The organism is Hydrogenophaga taeniospiralis CCUG 15921 (genome assembly GCF_001592305.1).
GTDB classification, from domain to species: Bacteria; Pseudomonadota; Gammaproteobacteria; order Burkholderiales; family Burkholderiaceae_C; genus Hydrogenophaga; species Hydrogenophaga taeniospiralis.
In genome coordinates this window covers 46,733-70,224 of the sequence record NZ_BCWR01000020.1, presented here as the reverse complement: position 1 = coordinate 70,224, position 23,492 = coordinate 46,733, and the positions used below count along the sequence as shown (strand labels likewise).

General features: G+C 67.0%; 20 protein-coding genes and 2 pseudogenes. 14 read left to right on the top strand and 8 right to left on the bottom strand.

Going from position 1 to position 23,492, the window contains the following annotated elements; genetic code table 11:
- Window positions 1–101: 101 nt before the first annotated feature.
- Window positions 102–1,307 carry a hypothetical protein gene (locus HTA01S_RS21635; protein ID WP_157572226.1) on the top strand — a complete coding sequence of 402 codons (1,206 nt, stop codon included), beginning with the start codon at window positions 102–104 and terminating at the stop codon, window positions 1,305–1,307.
- Between the two features lie 45 nt (window positions 1,308–1,352).
- Here the strand turns inward: HTA01S_RS21635 and HTA01S_RS21630 are convergent, their stop codons facing one another.
- From HTA01S_RS21630 to HTA01S_RS25440, 3 genes are all read right to left on the bottom strand, one after another.
- On the bottom strand, window positions 1,353–1,730 hold the full coding sequence (locus tag HTA01S_RS21630; protein ID WP_157572225.1) for a hypothetical protein: 378 nt from the start codon (window positions 1,728–1,730) through the stop codon (window positions 1,353–1,355).
- A gap of 25 nt (window positions 1,731–1,755) precedes the next feature.
- On the bottom strand, window positions 1,756–2,157 hold the full coding sequence (locus HTA01S_RS21625; RefSeq protein ID WP_068175151.1) for a hypothetical protein: 402 nt from the start codon (window positions 2,155–2,157) through the stop codon (window positions 1,756–1,758).
- A gap of 64 nt (window positions 2,158–2,221) precedes the next feature.
- On the bottom strand, window positions 2,222–2,368 hold the full coding sequence (locus HTA01S_RS25440; RefSeq protein WP_157572224.1) for a hypothetical protein: 147 nt from the start codon (window positions 2,366–2,368) through the stop codon (window positions 2,222–2,224).
- A 482-nt stretch (window positions 2,369–2,850) separates the two neighbouring features.
- Here HTA01S_RS25440 and HTA01S_RS26085 point away from each other — a divergent pair.
- Window positions 2,851–3,231 (top strand): annotated as a pseudogene (locus HTA01S_RS26085) (EscN/YscN/HrcN family type III secretion system ATPase); the annotation flags it as partial.
- Window positions 3,232–3,244: 13 nt separating this feature from the next.
- Here the strand turns inward: HTA01S_RS26085 and HTA01S_RS26080 are convergent.
- Window positions 3,245–4,432, bottom strand: a complete 1,188-nt coding sequence (locus HTA01S_RS26080; protein ID WP_068175146.1) for an Mbeg1-like protein — start codon at window positions 4,430–4,432, stop codon at window positions 3,245–3,247.
- Between the two features lie 298 nt (window positions 4,433–4,730).
- Between HTA01S_RS26080 and HTA01S_RS21610 the strand changes: the two genes are divergently transcribed.
- From HTA01S_RS21610 to HTA01S_RS21600, 3 genes are read left to right on the top strand one after another with little or no spacing between them, the layout of a single operon-like run.
- Window positions 4,731–5,327 (top strand): GNAT family N-acetyltransferase, encoded by a 597-nt coding sequence (locus tag HTA01S_RS21610; RefSeq protein WP_068175144.1) that lies wholly within the window; start codon window positions 4,731–4,733, stop codon window positions 5,325–5,327.
- 12 nt (window positions 5,328–5,339) lie between these two features.
- Entirely contained in the window at window positions 5,340–6,407 is a 1,068-nt protein-coding gene (sctU, locus tag HTA01S_RS21605) for a type III secretion system export apparatus subunit SctU (RefSeq protein ID WP_068175141.1), read from the top strand.
- A complete protein-coding gene (locus HTA01S_RS21600; protein WP_157572223.1) occupies window positions 6,404–7,747 on the top strand; it encodes a hypothetical protein in 1,344 nt (447 codons plus the stop codon). Before sctU ends, HTA01S_RS21600 begins: the two co-directional genes overlap by 4 nt.
- A gap of 120 nt (window positions 7,748–7,867) precedes the next feature.
- Here the strand turns inward: HTA01S_RS21600 and HTA01S_RS21595 are convergent, their stop codons facing one another.
- Window positions 7,868–10,159 (bottom strand): hypothetical protein, encoded by a 2,292-nt coding sequence (locus HTA01S_RS21595; protein ID WP_068175136.1) that lies wholly within the window; start codon window positions 10,157–10,159, stop codon window positions 7,868–7,870.
- Window positions 10,160–10,408: 249 nt separating this feature from the next.
- On the opposite strand from HTA01S_RS21595, the gene sctV reads away from it, so the two are divergent.
- The 7 genes from sctV (at window position 10,409) to HTA01S_RS21560 (ending at window position 16,546) form a co-directional block, all read left to right on the top strand.
- Window positions 10,409–12,463, top strand: coding sequence for a type III secretion system export apparatus subunit SctV (gene sctV / locus HTA01S_RS21590; protein ID WP_068175134.1), 2,055 nt, complete (start codon window positions 10,409–10,411; stop codon window positions 12,461–12,463).
- A 20-nt stretch (window positions 12,464–12,483) separates the two neighbouring features.
- On the top strand, window positions 12,484–13,218 hold the full coding sequence (locus tag HTA01S_RS24900) for a type III secretion HpaP family protein (protein WP_084236438.1): 735 nt from the start codon (window positions 12,484–12,486) through the stop codon (window positions 13,216–13,218).
- Window positions 13,215–14,252, top strand: coding sequence for a type III secretion system cytoplasmic ring protein SctQ (sctQ, locus tag HTA01S_RS21580; protein ID WP_084236436.1), 1,038 nt, complete (start codon window positions 13,215–13,217; stop codon window positions 14,250–14,252). Before HTA01S_RS24900 ends, sctQ begins: the two co-directional genes overlap by 4 nt.
- The gene (sctR, locus tag HTA01S_RS21575; RefSeq protein WP_068175127.1) at window positions 14,249–14,911 is read left to right on the top strand and encodes a type III secretion system export apparatus subunit SctR; all 663 of its coding nucleotides are present in this window, start codon (window positions 14,249–14,251) and stop codon (window positions 14,909–14,911) included. Before sctQ ends, sctR begins: the two co-directional genes overlap by 4 nt.
- A 5-nt stretch (window positions 14,912–14,916) precedes the next feature.
- Window positions 14,917–15,177, top strand: a complete 261-nt coding sequence (gene sctS / locus HTA01S_RS21570) for a type III secretion system export apparatus subunit SctS (RefSeq protein ID WP_068175125.1) — start codon at window positions 14,917–14,919, stop codon at window positions 15,175–15,177.
- A 224-nt stretch (window positions 15,178–15,401) separates the two neighbouring features.
- Window positions 15,402–16,094 carry a hypothetical protein gene (locus HTA01S_RS21565; protein ID WP_068175122.1) on the top strand — a complete coding sequence of 231 codons (693 nt, stop codon included), beginning with the start codon at window positions 15,402–15,404 and terminating at the stop codon, window positions 16,092–16,094.
- The gene (locus HTA01S_RS21560; protein WP_068175120.1) at window positions 16,091–16,546 is read left to right on the top strand and encodes a type III secretion system chaperone family protein; all 456 of its coding nucleotides are present in this window, start codon (window positions 16,091–16,093) and stop codon (window positions 16,544–16,546) included. Before HTA01S_RS21565 ends, HTA01S_RS21560 begins: the two co-directional genes overlap by 4 nt.
- 39 nt (window positions 16,547–16,585) lie before the next feature.
- Here the strand turns inward: HTA01S_RS21560 and HTA01S_RS21555 are convergent, their stop codons facing one another.
- Window positions 16,586–17,416, bottom strand: a complete 831-nt coding sequence (locus HTA01S_RS21555; RefSeq protein WP_157572222.1) for a winged helix-turn-helix transcriptional regulator — start codon at window positions 17,414–17,416, stop codon at window positions 16,586–16,588.
- 241 nt (window positions 17,417–17,657) lie between these two features.
- On the opposite strand from HTA01S_RS21555, the pseudogene HTA01S_RS26295 reads away from it, so the two are divergent.
- A pseudogene (locus HTA01S_RS26295) lies at window positions 17,658–17,897 on the top strand (IS5/IS1182 family transposase); the annotation flags it as partial.
- Between the two features lie 297 nt (window positions 17,898–18,194).
- Here HTA01S_RS26295 and xopX read toward each other — a convergent pair.
- On the bottom strand, window positions 18,195–20,228 hold the full coding sequence (gene xopX, locus HTA01S_RS21550) for a XopX family type III secretion system effector (RefSeq protein WP_169804800.1): 2,034 nt from the start codon (window positions 20,226–20,228) through the stop codon (window positions 18,195–18,197).
- On the opposite strand from xopX, the gene HTA01S_RS25590 reads away from it, so the two are divergent.
- Entirely contained in the window at window positions 20,210–21,610 is a 1,401-nt protein-coding gene (locus HTA01S_RS25590; protein WP_322788370.1) for a YopJ family acetyltransferase, read from the top strand. The genes xopX and HTA01S_RS25590 overlap by 19 nt on opposite strands.
- 36 nt (window positions 21,611–21,646) lie before the next feature.
- Here the strand turns inward: HTA01S_RS25590 and HTA01S_RS21540 are convergent, their stop codons facing one another.
- The gene (locus HTA01S_RS21540) at window positions 21,647–23,491 is read right to left on the bottom strand and encodes a hypothetical protein (RefSeq protein ID WP_157572220.1); all 1,845 of its coding nucleotides are present in this window, start codon (window positions 23,489–23,491) and stop codon (window positions 21,647–21,649) included.
- Between the last annotated feature and the right edge of the window lies 1 nt (window position 23,492).

The window sequence follows — 23,492 nt, the reverse complement described above, 5'->3', positions numbered from 1 at the left end:
CGGCCTTCACTTTCCCGGCGGCGCCCGCGCCCACTTTCCCCGCGCCGTCGCCTGCCGCGAGCCCCGCGAGCCAGCTCCCCACGCCGCCGCCGCTGCCGCCCTTGCCCTCTGACGCGTCACGCACGGCCACCTCGCTGGCGCCGCGCCAACGGCTCTCGCATCGCCACGAAGCGGGCACCCCGGCGGCCGAAGCCGCCGCAGCCCTCGCACAGAGCCGGCGCGAACGGCTGGCGCCGGCCGAGGTGTCCGTCGCGGCCTATCTGCTGGCACGCACTGCGGCCGGCCGCACGGTGGACGACCGCGCAACGGTGCGGTCGCTCGTCGACGGCCAGCAGGCGATCGACGCGGGGGTGGGCGCGCTCCATCTCGGGCGCGGCAATGTCCGCGCAGACCTGCAGGCAAGCCAGAGCGAGGCCTACGTGGCGGTGCAGCTGCAGCGCGATGCCACGACCTTCCTCCTGCGCTCCATGGATTTCACGCCGCCAACCGAAGCCGCCGCCGCCATCCGACGCACGAACATCAACATGGCCTTGCTCCAGAGGTGCTGGCCGGCGGATCTCGGCCAGAAGCTGCGGGAGCACTTTCCTTCAGAGGCGGCGGCAGAACAGGCGAAGGATTTCCTGGCCAAGGTGGTGGCCGCGCGCTACTACGGCGCGGGCAACTGCGGCGAGCATGCCCGGGTGGTGGCCGATGCCCGTGCCGTCGTGGCGGAGCCGCCGGCGATGACGCGGATCGCCAAGTCGAGCTTCATGGACCATGCCTGGGCCGAGGCTATCGGCAGCGACGCCCGTCTGCGCAACGACGACGTGATCATGGACGGCTGGATGCGCACCGTCGCCCATCTGCGCGAAGACTCGCACTGCGGCTCCGTGGCCAACGACACGCGGTGGCAGTTCGACGCGGTGCAGGCACGCTGGCTGGCCGAGGTGGCCGACCATGCGCTGAAGGGCTTGTCCCGTTACGACGCCCTCTTGTCATTGACCCGCGGCGCTGAGGACATCGTGCGCAAAAGGTTGGAGAGCGAAGACGTGAGCCAGGTGGCCTACAGCAGCGTGCCGCCCAACCTGCGTGGCGACTTCCTCGACGAAGCGCGGCGCCGCACCGCCGGCTGGCCCGAACAGTCGCTGTTCGTCGAGCTGGCCGGCGTGGTCCGCTCGATGGGAAAACCGGTCGCGGCGGCGACGGGCCTCCAGGCCGCGGGCCAGGTGCTGCAGGCCTTCGATCAACTGCTCAACCAACCCAACTACGGCACCTTGGCGCCCGACGTGCCCCGGGCCGTCGACCCGGGCACGACCGAAGACTGTTGAGCGGCGCCTCAACGGCATCACCGGCGGCCCGACGCCAAGGTGTGATCACTTGGCCATCGGGCGCTGGGACTCCTTGTCGAGCGCCGTCAAGCCCCGCGCTGCGGTCAGTAGCGCTGCTTGCAGGGCAGCGGCGCTGTGCGGCGTGCGCAGCAGCACCTCGCCGGCCCCCACTTGTTGGCGCACCTTGGCGGCAATCGCCTCAGGCGTGGTCGGCTTACCACCCGTGGTGGCCTGGACGGACGCCAACATCGCCAGCGCCGCCCGGGGCGGGATCGCGCCCTCGTGGTCGCGCGGGAGCCTGTGGGGCAAATCGCCCTGCAGCGCGTCGCCCGCACCCGGGGTGGGCGCCAGGCTCTTCGCCGTCGCGGCATCGCCCGCGGTGGACGCTGGCTGGAACGTTGCGATGCTCGACGGGAACCTCATGCCATTGATCGACATTCCAATCTCCTCATGCTCTCAAGAAGGTGTACGAGTCGTCGGGTGTCCCGATCTTGTTTCCCTGCGCAACAACTGCCTTGCGCTGCTCTTCGAGCAGCAGGTATTTCAGCGGGCTCTCTCCGGGCTCGGGTGAGCTCTCGACGTGCTCGCAGGTCGAGATCAGCAGCGCGATCGCGTCCGCACGACAGCTCTCGTGGTCCTGATCGGGATCCCGCATCAGCTCGCCAGTCACTTCCTCGATCAGCGAGTGAAAGCGACGCACCAGCTCCGGGTTCAGTCCCTTTGCCTCCGATGTCGTGGATGCGGACGCCGGGCTGCGGTGCGAATCCCCGTGGCCTACGTCGCCGCCCGACGCGCCGCTCACAGGCGTGAAGATGTCGGTTCGACTGAATGCAAGACTGTCCTTGAACACGTTTCCTTCCCTGGAAATTTTTGTGAAGGCCAGGATCCCGGCCGTGCGGGGCAGCGCCGTTGCCTCATTCCTGCGCCGCTGAGGCCAGGCGCCCCGAGTTGTAGTTCCACCGAAGCTCGTCGCGGTCATCGTGGCGCACCTTCTCCAGCACCGAGAAGAAGTGGGTGCCGCCGGCATGGGCGAGCCTGAAGCGCTGCATCGTGGCGTCCACGCCGCCGGCATCCGTCAGCGCCGGGCCATCCGCCGGACTGCCGGGCTGCGAGGCTGCCGCGCGTGCCAGCAGCTGCGCGTGCCAGCAGCTGCGGCTCCACGAGCGCCTCGATCAATTCCTTGGTGCGCAGGATGTGCTTCAGGTGGGCATCGCGCCTCTCGGTTTCGGTCGGCAAGGCCTGTGCCTCGGACATAGGGCTGATCCAGCAGCGACAGCAGCACCTGCTGCTCGTTCGGGTGGACGGGGGCAAAAACCGTGGACAGGCATTCTTCGCTGTTCATCATGCGGGGAATGGGTTGGTAGGGGCTCCCATGCTCGGGCGGCCGACCCAGGCGGCGGGCGCGTCACCCGAAGCGGTGCGGGCGCAAGCGAAGCGCATCCGCATTCATCGCTGCCGAGACCCCGCCATGTTTCTCACGCTGGACTTCCCCTCCAGCCGACGCTGGCAGGCGCGCCGCCGGCGGCGCCTGCGCATCGAGGTGGCCGCGCACGTGGTCACCGCGGTGGCCGAGTACTACCGCGACCAGGGCTTGAAGCTGCTGCTGATGATGGACTCGCTTACCCGCTTCCCGCGTGCGCAGCGCGAGATCGGCATGGGCGCCAAGGGCTCCATCACAGCGCTCTACACGGTGCTGTACGAGGACGAAAGCGGCAACGACCCCATTTCCGAAGAGGTGCGAGGCATCCTGGACGGGCACATGATCCTCTCGCGCAAGATCGCCGCCCGCAACCAGTACCCGGCCATCGACGTGCTGGCCGACGAAGCCGTGCAGAAGCAAGAGCTGATCCGCGACTTCCTTTGCCAGTCCACCGACGACCTGTGGGATTTCGACCGCTCGGTGGACACCTTGTGCCAGGTGGCGGCCCGACGCGCTGCTATTTTTTCTTCGGGTCGTTGGCGGCGGGTGGGCGTGCCTCGGCATCGCGCCGGAGGTTTTCGAACTGCCAGCCCAGGGAGTCGATCACGCTGTCCATGCCGTGCAGCTGCACCGCGTTCTTGAGGATGCCCACGCGCCCCATCTCACCCTTCCAGGCCAAGCCGTCGGGCGTGGACTCTGGCGGTACCACGGCCGGCAGCTCATACCGCCCGCCCCGGACCGAAGGGACGATGCCCGGGGTCTTGTCCTGCAGCCGGTTCAACACCTCGCCGCCCACGTTGTAGGCCCGGACCAGGCCGTTGGCATGGCGGTTGTGCGCGTCGTGCCGGGCCAGGGTCTTGTGGTGCACCGCGGCGGCGTTGAACACCACGGCCTTGCTGTGGGTGGCCAGCGCCTGCGCCTGCGCCAGCCCGCCGCCCTTGGAGTGGCCCACGAATTCAACCTGCCCAGGGGCGGCCGCGGTGATCTTGAGGGCAGTGCGGATCGCCAGGTCGTATTGCCTGGCCCGCTGGCCCGCGCCCTGCTGGAGGTTGGTCTTCCAGTCCTTGGTGGCCATGTCGCCGCTGGTGGTGCCGCGGTTGGCCAACACATACCGGTCGTCGGGCGTTCTGTATACGGCGGCAAAGTAGCCTGTGCTGGGGTCCGCCAGGTCCTTTTCGCGCAGGTTGAGCGCGGCCAGTTCGCTGCCGGACAAACGTGTGTACCCCTCGGGCAACAGGGCTGAGGATGGCTGGTCGGCGTACACGTCGCGGGCCAGCAGCGCATGGTGGAAGACGGGGGCGAGTTCTTCCATCTGCTGCGCCAGGGCAGGGTGTTGCTGCCGCCACTGCGGCAGCTGCGCCAACAGGTCCTCCACCTGGGCCTTGATGGCCAGGGGTTTGGTGGCATCGCCCTCGGCAGGCGCTGCTGCTGCGGTGGCTGTGGCTGCGGCTGCGGCTGTGGCTGTGGCTGTGGCTGCGGTGGCCGCAGGTTCGGCGGGCGTCCCGGGTAGCCGCGCCACCGGCAGACCCGCAACGGGGACGGCCTGTGCACCCAGCGCCGAAGGTGGTGGCAAACGCACGCGCACCGGGGCCAGCTCTGCGGTCGCGTTCAGCGGGCGCAGCGGGGCCCGGCCCAGGGCCAACGGCGCGGCCGGGTCCGGATGAGCGCGGGGCAGCGTCGGCGTTTCCGCGCGGGCGCTGTCCAAGGGCCGCGCGGACGGCAGCACACCCGGTGTGCTGCCGTGGCTTCGCGCAGAGGGTAACGATGAGATGGACACGGTGGGACGAGCATGCCCAGGCCTCTTGGGCACCACGGCCCTGGGGGCGAAGCATCCCACCCGAAAACGAAGGGCTGCGGACCGGTGGCCGCCAACGGCGCGTGCGGCGTAGGGCCGCCCGCCGACGGGTTTCGCCGCATCGGCGTCGGCTTCGTGTGTTGCCTGCGGCACGTGGGGGGCGTGCGTAGATTGAGGTTCAGCTCATCACCCCACAGGTTTCACCACCATGCTGAACATCTCTTCCGACGTCGCCCCCATCCCCGGGGCGGACCTGCCCGCCGACGCCGCGTTGAACGTGCGTCAGGCCACGCTCTTTGATGTTTCCATCGTGACCCGCATCTACAACGACTCGCTCCCCCCGGGGGCGCCCGCCCATGCGGATGCCGCCACCCGCATTGGGGGACGTTTGCTGGCCAGCAGTCGGCTCCAACGTCTCACGCCCGAATTCATGATGGGCTGGTTCACCGCCCATCGGCAGACTGGCCGCCCCCTGTGGGTGGCCCACACCGAGGGGCAGACCGTGGGGTGGCTGAGTCTGCTGGGCTTTTCGGACCGGCCCGCGTGCAGCTGTGCGGCGGAGGTGTCGATCTACATCGCACGCGGCTGGCAACGCCAGGGCGTGGGCCGGACCTTGCTGGAGCACGCCTTGCAGGAAGCGCCGCAGTGGGGCATTGACCGGCTCATGGCCTTCATCTGGCACGACAACATGGGCAGTCGTCGGCTGTTTGCCCAGTGCGGCTTCGACCCTTGGGGCGCGCTGCCCGGCGTGGTCTGGGCCGAGGGCACAGGGCGCGACATGCTCATCGTGGGGCGGCAGGTTTGAGGGGGTACGACCATGTCCGGTGAAAAGACCGAACAGCCCACCAAGAAGAAGCTCGACGACGCGCGCAAGAAAGGGCAGAGCCCCAAAAGCCAGGACGTGAACGCCGCGGTGAGCGTGGTGGGCCTGATGGTGGTGCTGATCGTGATGGCGGAGACCGTGTTCGACCGCCTCTCGCAAATCATGGAGCAGGCCTTGCAGCAAGGGCTGTTGGTCCGCAGCAATGACGCCCTGCTGGCGTTGATGGTCGACACCCTCAAAAGCGCCGTGGGCACGGTGCTGCCCGTGGTGCTGGCCTCGGTGGCGCTGGGGGCCTTGGCCGCGTTTGCGCAGGTGGGGGTCAACATCTCGTTCGACCCGGTGAGCCCCAAGTTCGACAAGCTCAACCCGGCCGAAGGCTTGAAGAAGCTGTTCTCGGTGCGCTCGTTCATCGACTTCCTGAAGATGGTGGTCAAGGCCGTGGCGCTGGCGGCGGTGCTGTGGGTGCTGATCAAGGGCATGGTGCCCCTGCTCGTGGGGGCCACCTACTTCGATCCCAGGGGCGTGGGCGTGATGGCCTGGACGACGATGATCAAGCTGCTGGCCGCGGGCAGCGTGGTGTTCATCGTCGTGGGGCCGGTGGATTTCGGCTTGCAGCTGTGGTTGTTCAAGCGCGATCAGAAGATGTCCAAGGACGACGTCAAGCGCGAGCACAAGGAAAGCGAAGGCGATCCGCAGCTCAAGGGCCAGCGCAAGCAGTTGGCCCATGAAATCGCCAGCAGCCCGCCCGAAAAGCGCGTGCCCGGGGCCTCCGTGGTGGTGACCAACCCCACGCACTACGCGGTGGCGCTGCGTTACGAGCCGGGCGAGACGGCGCTGCCCATCATCGTGGCCAAGGGCATGGACGCGCAGGCCATGCGCATCCGCGCCATTGCCGAACAGGCGGGCGTGCCCATCGTGGGCAACCCGCCCCTGGCCCGTGCGCTGCACAAGCTCAACCTGGACGACCCGGTGCCCGAAGAACTCTTCGAGTCGGTGGCCGCGGTGCTGCGCTGGGTGGGCTACCTGAAAACACTGTCCACCGACCCAAACGCTTCACCATGACCTCCCTCACCGCCATCCCTTCCAGCTCGGCCCATCCATCAGCCCGCGGCATGGCCCCCCATGCAGCCCCCGCGGAGGGGGCGGGCCGCGAGACCAACGATCCGGCGCGTCAAACGCCCCCAGCAGGCGATCCGGCCCTGGCCTCGCGCGGCGCTGCGTCGGCGGATGGGGGTTTGCCGCCCCGTGCGGCGCTGGGTGAGTTGCGCCAGCGGCGCCCCAGTGCGCCCGCCAGCGAGGGCGTGGGGGCACCCCCACCGCCACCAGAAGCAGCCACCGATTTCATGGGCCGCCTGGCCTCGGGCGCCGTGGTGGCCGGCGGGTATGCGGCCCATGCCTTGGCGGCCATGGCCAAGCTGTGGGTGGGGGCCATGGCGGTGTCTGCGGGCTACCGAGCCCTGCGCAACCCCACCGACTACCTTTTCCACCCAGTGGCCACCACCATCGGGGCGGCCACGTTTGGCGCCCGAACCACCCAGCACAACCTGGACCAAGGCCGCGCGCAGGTGCAAGCGGCCTATGGCGACCACTTTCCCGCCCATGCCGCCTGCAACCAGGTGACGCCGGAAATCAGCTGGAACCTGGCCCACATTGCGGGGAACTACGGGGAGGTGGGGCGCAACCACCGGATGCAGCCCGAGCAAATGCACATCGCGGCCTACACCTCGCTGGCCGATCCACAGCATGTGGTCAACCACGAGTTCATCCACTGCCACACCCACCCGAACTTCCTGCGGGCCATTGAGAAGAGCCCGGACGCCGTCAAGATCGACGAGGGCATCACCGAGCACCTGGCCGATCAGCTGCCCGGGCACTGGGCCACCAAGCTGGGCGTGTACGACCTGTCCCGCCTGCCGGATGGCAAGACCTGGACCCAAGCCGCCGCCGAGCTGGAGCAGGCGGTGGGGCGCGAAGTGCTGCATGCCGCCGTCTTTTCGGGGGCCCCTGATGCGGTGTACCAGGTGAGCCAGGCGATGCTGCAGATCTGGTCCAAGGTGCCCGACCCGGATGTGTGGATGTCGGCCATGTCCGCTCCGAGCAAGGCCCGACAGCCGCTGGCGGAGGCGGTGATCGGGGCCTCGCTGCTGTACCAGGACCGTTTGCCGGAGCCCATGCTGGGGTATCCCCCCAGGCCGGTGTTGCCCATTGCGCGGGTGGACGACATCGGCCCCGCCGACGCAGCGCGGCTGCGCGAGCAGGCCCAACAGGCGCGTGAACGCATCGGCCCCCGGTTCGACCTGGCGTTTTGCCAGGCCGGCAAAGCCCAGCAACGGCGGGCGCTGATGGACATCCAGGATGACCTGGCCCGCCACTGGAAGCCGGTGCTGACCGGCAAGGCCTGAGGCAAGAGGTTGTTTCGCCGCCGAGCCTGCTCGGCGTACCCGTCGTTCTCGCGCAAGGCGGGATGGAACACCTGTGTCAGGTCTTCGATCTGCCGGGCTGCCGAGCCCCGTGGAGCGGGGTCACCGAAGCCCCGCCGGTTCCTTGCCTTTGTGCGATGGTCCTGCCGAGGACTCTGGTGCCTTTGCTGCAGACGTTTCCGGAATGCTGATGGCAATCTCCTTGACGCCAGACGCGGAGGTGTCGCCGGGGCGCGGGGGTGCCGACAGCGGCACTTGGGCCTGGGTCTGCAGAGGCCCCAACTCGGCCCGCACATCCTTGGCGAACTTCAGCGTCTGGCCGATGGCCTCCTGCGCCAGCAGATCGTTCGCCTCGCGGCTGGCCTGTGTGCCCTTCCGATCCGAAAGGAACTCGGCGCCGCCGCCCTTGACGCCTCGCCACACCTGCGACGTCAGGCCCGGGTCCGTCGCGGCCTCGCGCCGGTTGTTCTTCACCGTGATGGCCGTGTGCTGGTTCGTGGCGCCGATGTAGGCCATGGCGCCGGACGCGGCGGGAACGGTGACGGCCTGATGGAGCGGCGCGTTTTTGGTGCCACCCACGATGGCCGACGATAACTTGCCGATGACCGACGACGCACCGCTGCCCAAGACGCCCATGTGGAACATCTGCCCAACGCGCTGCGCGGTCTGTGCCGAAAACTCCCGCATCGTGTACTTGGCCTTCACGTCGGCCCACAGCTGCGGCGACACCGCAGACTTGTCGGAGGCGACCAGCAGAGATTCCGCCAGCCCGCCCGGGGTGAGCTCGGTCAGTTTGCCGCTCTTGAGCTTGGCCGCGTCGTCCTTCAGCGTCTGCAATGCGCTGCGGTCTTTGTCGACGTCGGCGGCCGGGCGTGCGGGAGCGCTGGTGTCGTTCAGCACCTTCTCCAAGCCATCGATCTGCCGCTTCGTCTCCGCCGACACGTGCTTCACGAGCGACTGTTCCGGGAAATTGACGAAATTGCGCAGCTTCTTCGCGTCGATGTCAGAGGCTTCGAGCGGCTGACCGCTCTTGAGCTTTTGATTGCCTTGGGCCGTGAAGAAGTCGCCGTACAGCACGTTGAGCTTGTTGTTGTATTCCTGCTTGTTCCGTTCGTCGAAGCCGGAGGCCACGTGCTGGGTCGCGGTCAGCACCACGGAGACGGCCGTCTGCGCCGAAGGCGACACGAACTGGCCCAGGTTGGCCTTGCTCAGCAGGCCCGTGTAGCCGGCCGCGGGAGAGCGCAGGGTGCGGGGAATGGCCTGGTAGGTGTTGCCCTTCCACTGACGCTCGTGCGCCCCCTGCGTCATCATGAAGTCGCGCTGCGTGTCGAATAGCTTCGCTTCCTTCTGGACCAGGTGCTCCACCTGCTCGCGCAGCGTCTGCAACTGCGCCGGCTCCAGGCTCTGCAGTTTCGACGGCAGGTGGGTGTCTGCGGCGAAGCCGAGTTCACGCATCTTGTTCTGCAGCGCATCGTGTGCGCCGCTGAACTCGTTCACGGCAGTTTCCAGGGTCTTCGACAGCTCGGGAAGGTAGTGCTTGTCGTTGATGTTCTTCTTGTCGGGAACGATGACCGGGCCGCCGTGCTCGCGAATCGACTCGCACAGCGTGACGACGGCCGACTGCTGGAAGGCGTTCATCGGTGCGCCCAACGCCGCCGCCGCGAAGCCCAGTCCGGCGCCGGCCCAGGTGCCTTTGTCGGCACCGGTGAAAGGCGACGCGATGTACTGGATCGCATTGTTCAGAAAGGAACCGGTGGGGTTTGGCATGCCCGAACGGAAGGCCGCGCTGCGCAAGGCTTCCACGTTCGCGTCTGTCAGCCCCTGCGCCGCGTACCAGGCTTTCACCTTCTCGTCCGTGACGCCCTTCATCAGGTCGGCATTGGTCGCTGCGCGGTCGGCTCCCGCACCCGGTCCCATGCGCCGGAGGGCATTGACCAGGCTGGCGGCCGCGTCGGTGTCCACCGGGCGGTTCAGGGCGGCTTCGATCGCCTTCTCCAGCCGGTCCATCACGGCGGCGGCAGGGCGTTCGGCAGCCGACGCACCCTGCGCGGATGTCGTGGCCCCGGCCGCGGCGGCGTCGGTGGCGGCACCGGTGCCGTGGACGACCTGAGCCTCGATGTCTCCAGCGCCGGGGGGCATGGCGCGCTGGGATCTCCCCAGCAATTCCGCGAGTGTCGTCTTGGTTGTGGACATGGCCGAGATCGCCGTGTCGGCGAAACGCCGCGACAAGCCCGCATCCTCTGGAGCGCGCTGGCCGCGGCCCGACAAGCCAAGGTGGCTGCTGGAGGGGTTCTCGGCAGCACGGGCGAGCGAAGAGTCGCTGCGCTCCACGTTGCTCGGAAGCGGGGTGCTCCGGCCGGGAGTCATGGGGCTGGAAGCTTTGTCGATGTTCATGGCTTGTGGTCTCCTTGCGCGGTTGAGGTGGCACCAAAATGGTGTCTGCACCGTGACAAAGCCTTGTCGCCAACCCGAAGCGCTGAGGCTTGGTGCGAAACCTTGCAGCACAACGGTGCGGCTTCGCACTCCCGGGCCCCCCTTCGCATGCGTGTCATGCGCTCGGTCTTTCCCGCAATAGATTGGCTCACCCGACGAAGCGGCCTGCGTGGCGTGCCTCGCGAGCATTGCCCACCTGGAGACTGCGTCATGACATTCCGCCTCAGCCCCACCCTGGGCAACGATCTTTCAATGGCGGGCCTCGTCGTGGCGATCGTCGCCTTGATGATCCTGCCGCTGCCCACGGTGCTGATCGACACGCTGCTGGCCATCAACATCGCCGCCAGCGTGTTGTTGATGATGACCACGCTGTTCATCCCCAACGCGGTGTCGCTGTCCACCTTTCCGTCGTTGCTGCTGTTCACCACGCTGTTTCGGCTGTCGCTGAACATCGCCTCCACCAAGGCCATCCTGCTGCATGCCGACGCCGGCCACGTGATCGAGAGCTTTGGCAACCTGGTGGTGGGGGGCAATCTGGTGGTGGGCATCGTGGTGTTCATCATCATTTCGGTGGTGCAGTTCATCGTGATCTCCAAGGGTTCGGAGCGCGTGGCCGAGGTCGGGGCGCGTTTCACGCTCGATGCCATGCCCGGCAAGCAGATGAGCATCGACGCCGACTTGCGCGCGGGCCTCATGACCGGCGACGAAGCCAAGCGCAAGCGCGCCCTGCTGGCCATGGAGAGCCAGATGCACGGGGGCATGGACGGGGCCATGAAGTTCGTGAAAGGCGATGCCATCGCCGGCCTCATCATCACGCTGGTCAACCTCCTGGCCGGCATCGTGGTGGGGGTGCTGTACCACGGCATGACGGCGGGCGAGGCGGCCAACCGCTTCGCCGTGCTGTCCATCGGCGACGCCATGGTGTCGCAGCTCCCCTCGCTGTTCATCTGCGTGGCCGCGGGCGTGTTGATCACGCGGGTGGCCGACGAACACGAGAAGAAGCCCCGTTCCCTGGGGCAGGAAATCAGCGCCCAGCTCACGCGCACCCCGCGGGCCATGTACCTGGCTGCCGCATTGACCTTGGCCTTTGCCTTGGTGCCGGGGTTCCCGGCATTGCAGTTCATTGTCTTGGCCGTCGCCTTGGCCGCCACCGCGCACATGCTGGGCCGGGCCCGTCGCAAGGAAGAGGCCAACGTCATTTCCAAGCCCATCAGCGCCTTGCAGCGGGAAGGCGGGAAGGGCGATGCCCCGGCCATCCTGCTGCAGCCGCCGCACTTTGCCAAGCCGCTGGCCATCCGCATGTCGCGCCCGCTGGGCGATTTGCTGGAGGCCGACCGCCTGGACGTGGCCCTGGAGTCCGAGCGCAGCAAGCTGCAAGCGCATCTGGGCCTGCCCTTTCCCGGTGCGGCCATGTGGGTGTCGGGCGACTTGGGGGGGCACAGCTTTGACGTGCTGCTCAACGACGTGCCCACCAGCCGCCACGAAGTGCCCGGGCGCATGCTGCTGGTGACGGACCCCGCCTCGCCGTTGGCCAGCGGCGCCGAACGCCATGGGCCCATTCTGGGCATGGCCGAGTCCCTGTGGCTGCCACCGACAGCGGTGCCCGACGCCCAGCGGGGTCAGGCCTGCCTGGACCTGGAGCACGTGATCGCCGCCCAGGTGTTTGACGTGTTGCGACGCCACGCACACATGTTCATGGGGGTGCAGGAGGTGCAGTGGGTGATCGACCGCGTGGTGGCCGAGTACCCGGGGCTGGTGGCCGAGGTGCAGAAAATCCTGCCGTTGCAGCGCATTGCCGAGGTGATGCGCCGACTGCTGGAGGAGCAGGTGCCCATCCGCAACGTGCGCAGCATCTTCGAGAGCCTCATTGCCTGGGGCCCCAAGGAAAAGGACATGCTGCTGCTCACCGAATACGTGCGCGGCGACCTGGGGCGCTATCTGGCGTTTGAGGCCTCGGCGGGCAGCGGCCAGCTCGGGGCCATCCTGCTGGACCCGGGCATCGAGCAAGCCATTCGCCAATGCATCAAACCCACCCCCGCAGGCAACTATCTGGCCATGCCGCCAGAAAACGCCATGGCGCTGACCGATCGCATCGCCGCCATCGCGGGCAACCCGTCGCAAGGGGTGGCACTGGTCACGTCCATGGACATTCGGCGCTACGTGCGCAAGATGATTGAGGCCCGCCTGGACTGGCTGCGCGTGTACTCATTCCAGGAGCTGGGCAATTTGATCGAACTCCGGCCCATCGGGCGTGTCACCGGCTGATCCGGCGGGCATTGGCCACCATGAGTCGCACCGAAGGCCGCCGCCCGCTGCGCGTACTGAGCGCAGCGGAAATTGCGCAATTGCAGCAAGCGCAAACCCCTCGCGGCGCGGCGCAAGTGGCGGTCCTTCAATCGGCCGATCGGTTTCGCCGCACCTTGTCTGGCTCGCCTCGGCGCGGCGATGCGCCTCCGTCCTCGCCATCCTCGCCATCCGCGTCCGCCCCTGTGCAGCGCCGCGAGGGGCCGGGGGCTGCCTCTGCGCGCACCACAGGCGTTCGACCCGAGCGGGCGAGGGGCGCAGAGGCATTGCCCGAGTTGCCGACCTTGCCCGGGATTCCGCACGGTGACGATGCCCTTGGGGTGGACCGGGTGGCGGCGCTGGAGCTTTCCGCGTCCGCCTGCGCAGAGCAGGCCGGGGCCGAGGCCCCTCCCGATGCTGCACGGGTGAACGGTGGGGCCGCGACCGTGGACGTGGCGCAAGATCCCTGGCCCGAGCAGATGGCCCAGACCATTGCGGCCCTGTGTGCCCGTGCCGCCCCATCGTTCGTGAACTGGACCGTCACCTTGCCCATGGACCCGCAGGTGCTGCCCGAAACCGACTTGCGCTTGAGCCTTTCGCAGCATTGGCTGTCGCTTCGCTTCATCACCCAGTCGGTGCATTCGCACCACTTAGTCTCCACCCATCGGCACAAGTTGCTTGAACAGCTGGAGCGTTTGCCGCAGCTGCCCCATGGAATTGACATCGAGGTGACATGAACGGTGAACCCGCATCGACTGCTGCACGCGCTGTACCGGTTGACAGCGTGGCGCGCTACTTGCCGTCGTTGCATCCCTCGGTCGCGCGTGCCACGCGGGTGGGTTTTGATCGCCGTTGGCCGCGCTGGCTCGCGCAGAGCGCGGGCCTGGAGGGGACCCAGGTGTACCCCGGACGCGCAGGCAGCGACCTGTTGGCGCTGGAGCTGGCGTGTGCCCACGGCGAGGCGCAGCTGGCGATGGACCCCGCGCCCTGGCCCGCGTTGCAGTTGGCCGCCGGCTTGAACGACCGCACCCTGGCTTGCGACGTGACCCACGCGCTGCTGGCCCCGCTGCTGCATCGCCTGTCGGCGTTGTGGCCCGGGGCCCAGGTGCGCTCGCTGACGCGGTGTGCGGCACAGCACACGTCGGGCATCCACCTGCCCTGCATGGGACACCCCGACGCCGACGTGCACCTGCTCAGGCTGGACCACTCGCTGGCGAGCCACATGGGCTCCGTGTTGAGCCGCGGCGTGGAGCCCGACCTGGAGCCTCTGCGCACGCTGCGCGTGCCCATGCGCATCACGCTGTTTGAGAGGGCCTTGCCCCGCCGCCGACTGCACGCACTCTCGGTGGGTGACGTGGTGTTGAGCGGCGTGGCACACCGCTCGGACACCCACTGGCAGGCGCCATTGAAGTTTGGACTGGGAATCATCATGCAAGCCACCGCAGACATCGACCTCCACCAACCCCGCGCCAGCGTGGTCGCAGAACCCCAGATCGTCGAAGACGACATGGCACCTGCCGCCGAGCTGTCCCGCCCCGCCACGGACCTGGACCGCCTGCAGGTGCCGGTGGCGTTCGAGATCGACAGCGCCCGCGTCAGCCTGGGTGAGCTGGCCAGCCTGGGGGTGGGCTCGGTGATCGAGCTCGATGTGGGACTGCTCGACGCCTCGGTGCGGCTGGTGTGCCACGGGCAGACCCTGGGCGTCGGCCAGCTGGTGGCCGTGGGGGATCAACTCGGCGTGCGCATCGTTCAGATGGGGGTGACATCATGACGCCGCTGCCCAGCGCCGATCCGATTTCCTTGTTCCTGGTGCTGGCCGCGATGGCGGTGCTGCCTTTTGCGGCCATGGTCGTCACGTCGTACACCAAGATCGCCGTGGTGCTGGGCCTACTGCGCAACGCCATCGGCGTGCAGCAGGTGCCGCCCAACATGGTGCTCAACGGCGTGGCCATGATCGTGTCGTGTTACGTCATGGCCCCCGTGCTGATGGAAGCGTCGGAGCAGATGCGCACCGTCTCTCCCGGCACCATGCAGTCCAACGCGCAGCAGATCATCGGCGCGGCAGATGCCGCACGCGAGCCCTTGCGCCGCTTCCTCGACAAGCATGCCGACGCCGCCGAGAAGGCGTTCTTCCTGAAGTCGGCCGCCGCCATCTGGCCTCCCGAGCGTGCGGCCCAACTCAAGAAGGACGACCTGCTGGTGCTCGCCCCCGCGTTCCTGTTGACCGAGTTGACGGCGGCCTTTCGCATCGGTTTCCTGCTGTACCTGGCGTTCATCGTGATCGACCTGGTCATCGCCAACGTGCTGCTGGCCATGGGCTTGTCCCAGGTCACACCGACCAACGTGGCCATTCCGTTCAAGTTGTTGCTGTTTGTGGTGCTGGACGGTTGGTCCAAGCTCATTCACGGCCTTGTGCTCACCTACCGCTGACCGCCATGCACTACGAAAATGTGATCCGGCTCACCTCTGAGGCGCTCATGATGTGCCTCCTGCTGTCGCTGCCCGCGGTGGCGGTGTCGGCCATCGTGGGCCTGCTGATCTCGTTCGTGCAGGCGGTCACGTCCTTGCAGGACTCCAGCATTTCCCAGGGCATCAAGCTGCTGTCCGTCACGGTGGTGGTGGCTATCTGTGCGCCGTGGGCCGGTTCCACCCTGTTGCGTTTCGCCGAGAACCTGTTGGCGGCCATGTTCCTGTGAGCACCCGGATCAGTCCTACCCAGTTGGCCCAGGCCGCCGCCGAAGTTCGGCGGCACGAGGCCCACTTGCACGGTCATTCGTCCAGCGCTTCCGGCGGGACGCATCGTGGGCAGTTTCGCGGGTACGTGTTTCGCCTGGGACGCGCGCCCGCCGCCCCGCGCCTGCGGCGTCCGGTCGCGCTGCGTCGGCGGCCCCCACGCCCTCCGGCGTCCCAGCTGGCCGGCATGGATCACGATGCGGAACATGGTTCGGTGGCCAGCACGACGCAGCTTCGTGGGACGTTGGCCCTGGAGGAAGAAGAGCTTTCGGCCAGCATGGAGATCGACGCCAAAGGGGGAGATGAGAACCTGAAAGACGGCATGCACGATGGCGACCCCCACCAGAAGTACCGGGTGCTGCAGTGGCGAGTGGGGGCGTCTTCTGGTCCCGAAGCGGTCCATGCAACGGGGTTTGCGGGGGCCCAAGGTGGTGGGGGCATCGACGTGCACCCGCACTGGGCCGAGGCGGTGGCCAACGACGCCGTGCGCCCCGAAACCCTTGCCCGTGCGTTGGTCGCCGTGATGCTGGATGCGCACAAACCTGCCGCCATGCCAGCGCCCGAGACCCGCGTCACGCGTTTGCAGCTGGCCGCCGTCCACGTCTACCTGATGAAGATGCTCCAAAACAGCCTGGAGCGCGGACCGCTCTCCTCGCTGGCGCACGTCAAACAGTTGTTGCTCGACAGCGACTGGGGAAGCGTTCCGCGCCCTGGCCGCACCTTGCCCGATGAGGCGCAGCAGAACCTCCACCTGTTGTTGCCATTGAAGTTGCTCAATGCCGATCGGCCACGCACCCCGCTGCAAGTTCAGCAGGCCTGTGATCGCATCGAGCTGTCGTGCCAGTTGGCCTTGGCAAACCTTCCCAAGCCCGCCACATGAGCTTTGAGCGGTACCAGTCGCTCGTGCGGGAGCTGTGCCAGGTCATCGACCTGCCCGATGCCGACAGCGTGCTGCAGCGTGGAAACATCGAGGTCGAGGGCTTCGAGGTGCACTTGGCCAACTTCCAGAACGACCCCGGGGCGATGTACCTCAACTTCCACTACGGCATCGTGACGGCGGGGCGCACCATGCGCGTCTTTCGCCTGCTGCTGGAGGCCAACCTGAGCGTGTATGCCCAAGACCAGGCCCAACTCGGCCTGCATGCGGACACGGGCGGCATCGTCCTCATCGTGCGCGTTCCCATGGGTGATTCCATCACCGGTGCATGGCTGGCCGAGACCATGACCCACTACGTCGAACACGGCCGCTATTGGCGCGACAACATTTCCAACGCCACTGACGAGATGTTTGCGGGCATTTGCGCGGGTGACTACTTCTGGATCCGGGCCTGAGCACTCTGGCGGTGGCTTGACGTTCCTCCGCCCAATCCATCACACGCTGTAGTCCGGGAAAATCGACGTTGCTCCCGCGTATCGGGCGTCCGCCAACTCTCCGGCTTGGGTTGGGGCGAATGCGTCGTGAGAGGCGCAGGGATCCACGCCGAAGTCCGGGATGGGCCAGTCGGGCCTGCTTTCCCGGCGCAGATCGAGCCGGTAGCCGACGCTGTAGACCGCCTGGATGCGAATCTGGGAATCCAACGAGTTGATCGATAGCTTGCGGCGCAGGCGATAGATGTGTTGTTCCAGCGTGCGTTTGCACACCTCGGTCGATCGGCCCCACACCCTGGCGGCCAGGCTGGACATGCCGACCACGCGTCCCACGTTGGAAAACAAGACCCAGGCCAGCGCGAACTCGCGTGCGGTGAGGTTGATCTCCATGCCCTGGTGAAACACCGCGGATGAAGCCGGGTGCAGTTCGAACGGCCCCACCGCCATGAGCTGGTTGGCTTGTGCAGGCGGGGTCAGCCCCACGCGGGCACGCAACCGGGCCAGCAATGGGCTCACGCAGCCGCTGTGCTCGGCATAGTCGGTCGCTCCATGTGCCAGCGCCTCGACCATGCCGACGCCTTGGCCTTCGCTTTGGCCGTCACCCACCACGATCACGGGCACACGGTCTCCCGCCCGCATCTGCAGCATGGCCAGCCAGTCCAGCAGGTGCAGCGCATCGTCTTCCAGTACGACGGCCTGAGCGTCCTCGTGCTTGAGTGCTTGCAAGAGGGCGCCGATGGAAGGCATGGCGACGACGTCGATGCCTCGCGCCGTCAGGTCTCTGCAAATGGCTGCCCCTTTGGCTTGTTTTGCAAATAAAGCAATGACTTTCAACTTGGACCTCCAGATTCGCAAAAGCTGTGGGGCAAAACGCTTATTTTTTCTTGCGAATATCCCGTTTGATGTTGATGTTGCGCACCCGGTAACACCCAGTCAAGGGGAAAACCCCTATCTTTAATATATTTTTAATAATTAAACAGTCAAGAGAAAAATTCTTATGTTTGATAATGATTTTTCGGGGGTGGAAACGGGGCCTTGTGGTGCCGAGCCAGGAGCCCTGCACGGGTGATGTTGGCGCCAGAAGACACTGCGGGTGTGGCCGCCCTGCCGAGCCCGCATCGGCGCACTGGACTGCCTGGTGGACAGCGTCGGCATCAAGTTCCTGGGCGGAGGGAAGTGGAAAAGCAAGCACGGGCCGAGGACCGCCGACAGTGGCGCAAGGTGCCCTTGGGGAGGGATGCGAGCACGCCGGGGCTTCGTCCATCGCAGTGACCGGCGCAGCGTGGGCGAAGCGCACATGCTGCCCGGGCGGCTCTGGAAGATGCTGCGAAGAAATTGAATCATGGAATCAGGATGCGTCAAACTCTGATTTGCGTGATGCCTAATTCCATGAATTAAAAAATGGTTGTAATGAAGCTGTAATCTTTTGGTGGTTGGATCGAAGATTTGCCCGATTTTCATCAATGCATTGAATTCTGGATGCGCTGCAGAAATATCAAGTGCATTGAAGTTCTCGACGACGGCGACACCCCACCCACCGAACCGTGGCCGCCCGCTGGCAAGCCTCCCGTGGCAGCTTGGTGCCGCCACCTCCCTGCCACGCCTCCCGGACTCAAGCGGGGTGTGCCGATGGTTCGGCGATCTCCTGAATGACCACGCCAGAGGTTCGCGGCTGCGCCCGCTCGCCCGCTTGTCGGCCAGCGTCGGCCAGTGTGTGGCGCAGGCTTTCCTCCACCAGCCTGTCCAGTGCCGCCTGCTGGTCGCCGGGCCGCTCCTGTGCGTGAAAGGACTGAAGCTCCACCATGCGTTGCTGCAATTCCTGGAGCGAACGGGACTCCATGGTGCCCAGCTGCTGCCCATCGGGGCCGTTGAGCAAACTGCGGAGTTGCTGCATGCCCTGGCCTATCTGGCGGCCGCCCCAGTTGAGCGCCAACTCCGCGCCGCGTGCAATGGGACCGGGCATGGTCATGGCCATCATCGTCATCACCAGCGCGGCGTAGTAGGGGGCCGTGGAATCCGCTTCGATCAGGCCGCGCGGGGTCATCGTCTTGGACACCTTGTCCATCGATAGCGCCAAGGCCATGACCATGCTGGTGGCCGCCATGCCCTTGAACCGCTCCATCGCGTCCTGACGGGTGGCCTGCTTGTTGAACGCGCCCTGCAACATCACCGCGGTGACCACAGCGCTGTCGGCGGCCAGGTCCACGGTGCCGATCGGGTCGGGTTGGATCAGGTAGATGGTGGAGCCGGTGATGGCCGTGGCAAAAATCGACAGCGCCAACTTCGATGCGAAATCGGGGTTGGAACTCGGATCACGTGGCACCAGGGCGCCCGTCGCTTCCTGGGCTGCGCTGATGCCGAAGGCCTTGTCCAGCCGTTCGGTGCACAACGCAATCGACTCCAGCAGATGGGTGCACTGGGAGTTGAGCGTGCGCGTGAGTTCCCGGCCCGAGGCGGGGTCGGAAAAGTCCAGGCGGGCTTGTTGAAGGGCCAGGCGGCCCGTTTCCAGCTGTTGCCACAGGCCCGAGAGTTCGGCTTTCACCGCCTCTCCCACCTCCCCGGGCGTGATTGCGCGTCGCATGCCATCGGCACGGTCGGCAAACCCCACCCGTTCCAGCCCGTGCGCAGCAGCGCGGACACCCGCTTCCACCACCTTGTTGGCACCGCTCTTGATGTTGTTCCACACAAACGGTGCGATCAAGGCCGTCCCGGCCGCCACGGCAAAACCGGCATGGGCCAGCTTGTTGTGTTCGACCGCCAGGGCTTGATGCTGCACACCGGGCGAGCCGTACTTTTTCGACATCTCGATGGACAGGAAGATGGCATTGAGCAGGGCGGGGTAGAAGTGCACCTCGTCGGCCTGGCGGCCCAGTTCACCGCCGCCCAAGGGGAAGGGCATGCCATCGGCGGTGGGCCGCAGTGTGGCCCCGCCCACGCTCACCACGGCCTTGCTGGCCGCCGCCACCGTGTAGGCGAAGGTCTTGGCCTGGTTGGCCAGCAGCTTGCTGGGCACGAGCACCGGCCACAGGTTGACCATGTTGGCCAACGCCTTGGCCGCGCGTCCGGCGCTGGAGGTGCCGTTCTCCAGCGGATTGAGCGCCTTCTCAATGGTCTGGATGTCCTGGAGCACGGTTTTCTGGAACCGTGGTTCCATGCCGTGCCCGGCCTGCACCAGCGCACGCAGGTCTTGCAACTGCTGGCGGCACTGCGCGAAGGTGTAGTCGGCCGGGGCCTCAGGGTCGCGGCCCCGCAGTTGCAACAAAAACGCCGGGTCGTCGGCGTGGGGCTGCAGCATGGTGCGCAGGTCACTCAGCGACCACAGGTTCTGGAGCGCTGAGCTCGTCGCCGCCTGGGCCGTCTGAAGCCCGCCGGTCACCGTGGCCGTCACGCCGCTGGCTGCCCGCCAAAGGCTACCAGTGATGCCGGTGACGCCCGTTGATGGTGCAGACACCGCGGGCATGGCGCTGCGGGGCGGCAGGGAGTCTGAAACGGGCGAACCGCCCGCCGCGTCAGCACGGCGTCCGTGCAGCGGGTGCGTGTTCACCGCCGCAGGGGGGCTGGAGGGTTCACTGGTGCCGGAAGAAGCCGCCCCGCCTTCGGGATGGGGGTGCGTGGACACGGCGGGCAATGGCGTGGATGAAATCATGGGTCCCCTTGGGGTCAAGGCAGTCTGTGCTGGGTGTGACGAACCCCTCCATGGTTCACGGTTCCTTGATTTGCCACCGCAGGGGAGCGAAATGGCGTACGGCGGGCCGAACCGTGGACGCTTCGCGCCGATGGCAAGGGCTTCGTGTGGGCCTGAGCGGCTGGAGCCCCGCCGGCGCAAGATGCCCGGCCATGTCCCCCTTGCGTTCCCCGTCTTCACCGAGCCCGACAGACGCGGCGTGGGCCACCCCGTGGCGCAGCGACGCAGACGATGTGCAGCCCCCGGCGCAGCGTCGGCGGCTCACCGCAGACCCGGCGCCGGAGGGTTTGGCGCAGCGGGCTTCGCCCGCAACGGCCTTGGCCCCGCGCGCCACCTTGCCGGGTCCCGGCAGGTCGCAGGTTACGCCCTCCTTCAGGCCTGAGGTCGGTACGGGGCACCACCCGGAGTTGTTGGCCTACCTTGAAGACATGGAGCAAGCCCTGGAGGAAGGCCGAACCCCCGATACCGCCGACGCCCAGTTCCTGCCCGAGTTGCTGGCGGGCGTCAATGCGGCCCACCCGGGCCTTCAACTGGAACGCCACTTGTTTGAGCTGGGGGCGCCCAAGGACGAGCTGTTGGCCTCTTCATTGGCGCAACGTCTGCAAAACAGCCTGGGCAGTGGGCAGGCTTGGCAAGGGGTGCTCACCGACGGCGACCATGGCACGGCCATCAGCCTGCGGTTCAGCGCCCACACGAACGACGTGTCCCTGCTGCTGGTGGACAGCGTGGGTTGGGGGCCATTTGACGTGCAACGCAAGCGCCAGGCGTGGCAAGCCACACTCCACACCCTGACCGACGCGCTGCAAGCCCGCCTGCCGGATGGCGGCAAGCCCGTGCGGCTGCACCTGGGCATGACCGACACTGGCGTGCAAAAAAGTGCGGAGGGTTGCCACATCTTTGCGATCACCGCAGCAAAAAAAATGGCCACCGATCCGGCCATCCAGTCCTTGCAAGAGCGGGTGCTGTTCGGGCTGCTCACGGGGCGTGTGGACGCGGGGGTCAACCACTTGGACGCGTCACGGAACTTGCCGCCCTCGCTGTTCAAACACGCCACATCCAAAGACGAGCTGGAGCACTACATCCAGGTCAGCGGTAGTCGCCGACGTGCGGCACAGGCGAAAAAACGCGATGGCTTCACCGGTTGGCAGCGCCCACGCCCCGATGCGCTGGCCCCGGTCAACAAGAAGGGCCAATCGCTGCTGGAATGCCACGCCGCCCACCTCGTCACCCGGCCAGACCGCACGCAACCGGAGCGGCAACGAACCTACAGCAACTCGTATGAACTCAAGCGCATCGACATGCTGCGCCAGGCCCTGCTGCACCTGACGGCGGGTTTGGACTGACGCCCCCCCCAAGGCCATGTGGGGGGGCTACATCGGTCACGCAAAGCGCCTGGAGGGATCCCGCGACGGCAAATCGGCCACCTGTGACAGTCTGGCAGACCGCGTGCTGCGGCCCAGCTCGCCGGATTGCCCCGTGGGGGCCGGGTTTTCCACGTCGGGGGTGGTCGCAGTGCTGGGTCGGAAGCTGTCTCGGACGGCGGATTGTGCCTGGAAAATGCCCGTGACAGGCGAGTCCGTGAGCGCCGCCATGGCCGCGAGTCCGGCGTTGCTAATGAAAGACTGCACGGCGGGAGGCAACTCCAGCTGCGTCATGGCACGCCCGGTGGCTGCCAGGGCGGAGTTGATGCCATTGACCAAGGCGGCACGCGCAACACCTTGGTCGGCCACACGCCCCAGGTCGTCCCCCATGATGCGCGGCTCCCACTGCTGCTGCGGCGGGACGGCGTTCTGGTTCAAATGGAATTGGGTGCGTTGGAACCAGTCCGTTGCTTCGGACAGCACATTGGCGGCGGCCGTCACCGTCGCCGCTTGTGCCACGGTGCCCCAGGCCTGCGCGGTGCTCATGGGCGCGGCCCCGGCCTGAGCGGGGAGGCCCAGCAGCGTGTCGGTGGCTTGTGAGCGCCCGGGCACCAGTGAGGGCATCACGGCGTCCGAGAGCATCGACGAGCCTACGAGCACCCCTGTGTAGGTCGCGGCGGCAGCGGCGTGTGCCGCGCCGGCGATGCCATGCGTCTGGTCGCCTTCATACCCCACCATGAGGAAGCTGGCCTGGGCCGCATCGCGCATGGCGGTGTACACGCCCGTCTTGATCTCGGTGGCCAGCGGCCGCAGCGCGTCGGCCCGCGCGCCAGGCCGGTGCCCCTCTTCCTGAAAGGCCGAGGCCATCAGCGCAAAGTTGGTGATGGAGGACGCCACCTGGCTCACCGTGAACGCCCGCGACACCTTGGCGGTGTGGTCACGCATGCGGGCCTGCTGTTCGGGCGGTTGGGCCGCCCATTGCTCGGGACTCAGGGAGTGGTAAGCGCGAGCCGCTTCATCGGGGTTGCGCCGTTCCCGTTTTTCGCGGATCACTTGCAGACCCAGGTTGGCGACACCCACCGAGGCTTGCAGCCCCATCGCCACCGCGGGTGGGGCGGCATGCAGGGCTTGCATCACACCGGCGGCCAGCATCTCGCGTACCACGGTGGGAATGCCCACCGCCACCGCTTGGTGGACGGTGTGTCCGGCGATGGCCCCGAGTGTGCGCTTGGCCGATTGCATGTCCACTTGCGGCAACACCGAACGGAGCGTCAACGCAGCCTCGTTGGCCACACTGGCCCACGGCAAGTTTTTGGCGCTTTGTGCAATGGCACTGGCCACCGAGCGCCAGCTGCGCTGAGGGGCCACGGGGGGCACCACGGGAAGCTGCGCCGTTCCCGAGGTCTGCGCCCCGGTCCTGGGGAGGTCCGGAATCCAAGCGGTGATGGCTGCACTCTGCGCAGAGGACTGTGCCGCCATGTCCGTCAGCGTCAACTCGCGGGTCAACTGCGGCCTGGATGTGCTCGGGGGTTGGCGCGACAGCGACGCCAGGATGGACTCTGTTCGTCCCATGGCAATCGAGGTTTGAGAAAAGTGGTCGCTGTCCGATCGCTCGCCTGTCAGCAATGATCTTCGGTCGTCTTCTCTCAAGCCAGCGCTGGGCGCATGCGACAGCAGCACCCGTGCGCGCTGATTGGCCGAGTCGTCCACCTGCGAAAGCGACGAGGGCGTACGTGACGGCAAGCCGTCGGAACGGTCCAGGCTGGGCCTGGGGGGCGTGGCCTCGCCGTGGGTGGCTGGCGCATTGTCAATGGCCACCCGCTGGGAAGGGATGCGCTGGGAAGACACGTTGGAGATGGTCATG

Bases quoted from the DNA above. Each gene is read 5' to 3' on its own strand.
- xopX (WP_169804800.1), bottom strand. From the start codon at position 20,228: ATGATTTCATCCACGCCATTGCCCGCCGTGTCCACGCACCCCCATCCC.
- HTA01S_RS21600 (WP_157572223.1), top strand. From the start codon at position 6,404: ATGACCTCCCTCACCGCCATCCCTTCCAGCTCGGCCCATCCATCAGCC.
- sctU (WP_068175141.1), top strand. From the start codon at position 5,340: ATGTCCGGTGAAAAGACCGAACAGCCCACCAAGAAGAAGCTCGACGAC.
- sctQ (WP_084236436.1), top strand. From the start codon at position 13,215: ATGAACGGTGAACCCGCATCGACTGCTGCACGCGCTGTACCGGTTGAC.
- HTA01S_RS21610 (WP_068175144.1), top strand. From the start codon at position 4,731: ATGCTGAACATCTCTTCCGACGTCGCCCCCATCCCCGGGGCGGACCTG.
- HTA01S_RS21630 (WP_157572225.1), bottom strand. From the start codon at position 1,730: ATGAGGTTCCCGTCGAGCATCGCAACGTTCCAGCCAGCGTCCACCGCG.
- sctR (WP_068175127.1), top strand. From the start codon at position 14,249: ATGACGCCGCTGCCCAGCGCCGATCCGATTTCCTTGTTCCTGGTGCTG.
- sctS (WP_068175125.1), top strand. From the start codon at position 14,917: ATGCACTACGAAAATGTGATCCGGCTCACCTCTGAGGCGCTCATGATG.
- HTA01S_RS21560 (WP_068175120.1), top strand. From the start codon at position 16,091: ATGAGCTTTGAGCGGTACCAGTCGCTCGTGCGGGAGCTGTGCCAGGTC.
- HTA01S_RS24900 (WP_084236438.1), top strand. From the start codon at position 12,484: ATGAGTCGCACCGAAGGCCGCCGCCCGCTGCGCGTACTGAGCGCAGCG.
- HTA01S_RS21595 (WP_068175136.1), bottom strand. From the start codon at position 10,159: ATGAACATCGACAAAGCTTCCAGCCCCATGACTCCCGGCCGGAGCACC.
- HTA01S_RS25590 (WP_322788370.1), top strand. From the start codon at position 20,210: ATGGCGTGGATGAAATCATGGGTCCCCTTGGGGTCAAGGCAGTCTGTG.
- sctV (WP_068175134.1), top strand. From the start codon at position 10,409: ATGACATTCCGCCTCAGCCCCACCCTGGGCAACGATCTTTCAATGGCG.
- HTA01S_RS21540 (WP_157572220.1), bottom strand. From the start codon at position 23,491: ATGACCATCTCCAACGTGTCTTCCCAGCGCATCCCTTCCCAGCGGGTG.
- HTA01S_RS21565 (WP_068175122.1), top strand. From the start codon at position 15,402: ATGGATCACGATGCGGAACATGGTTCGGTGGCCAGCACGACGCAGCTT.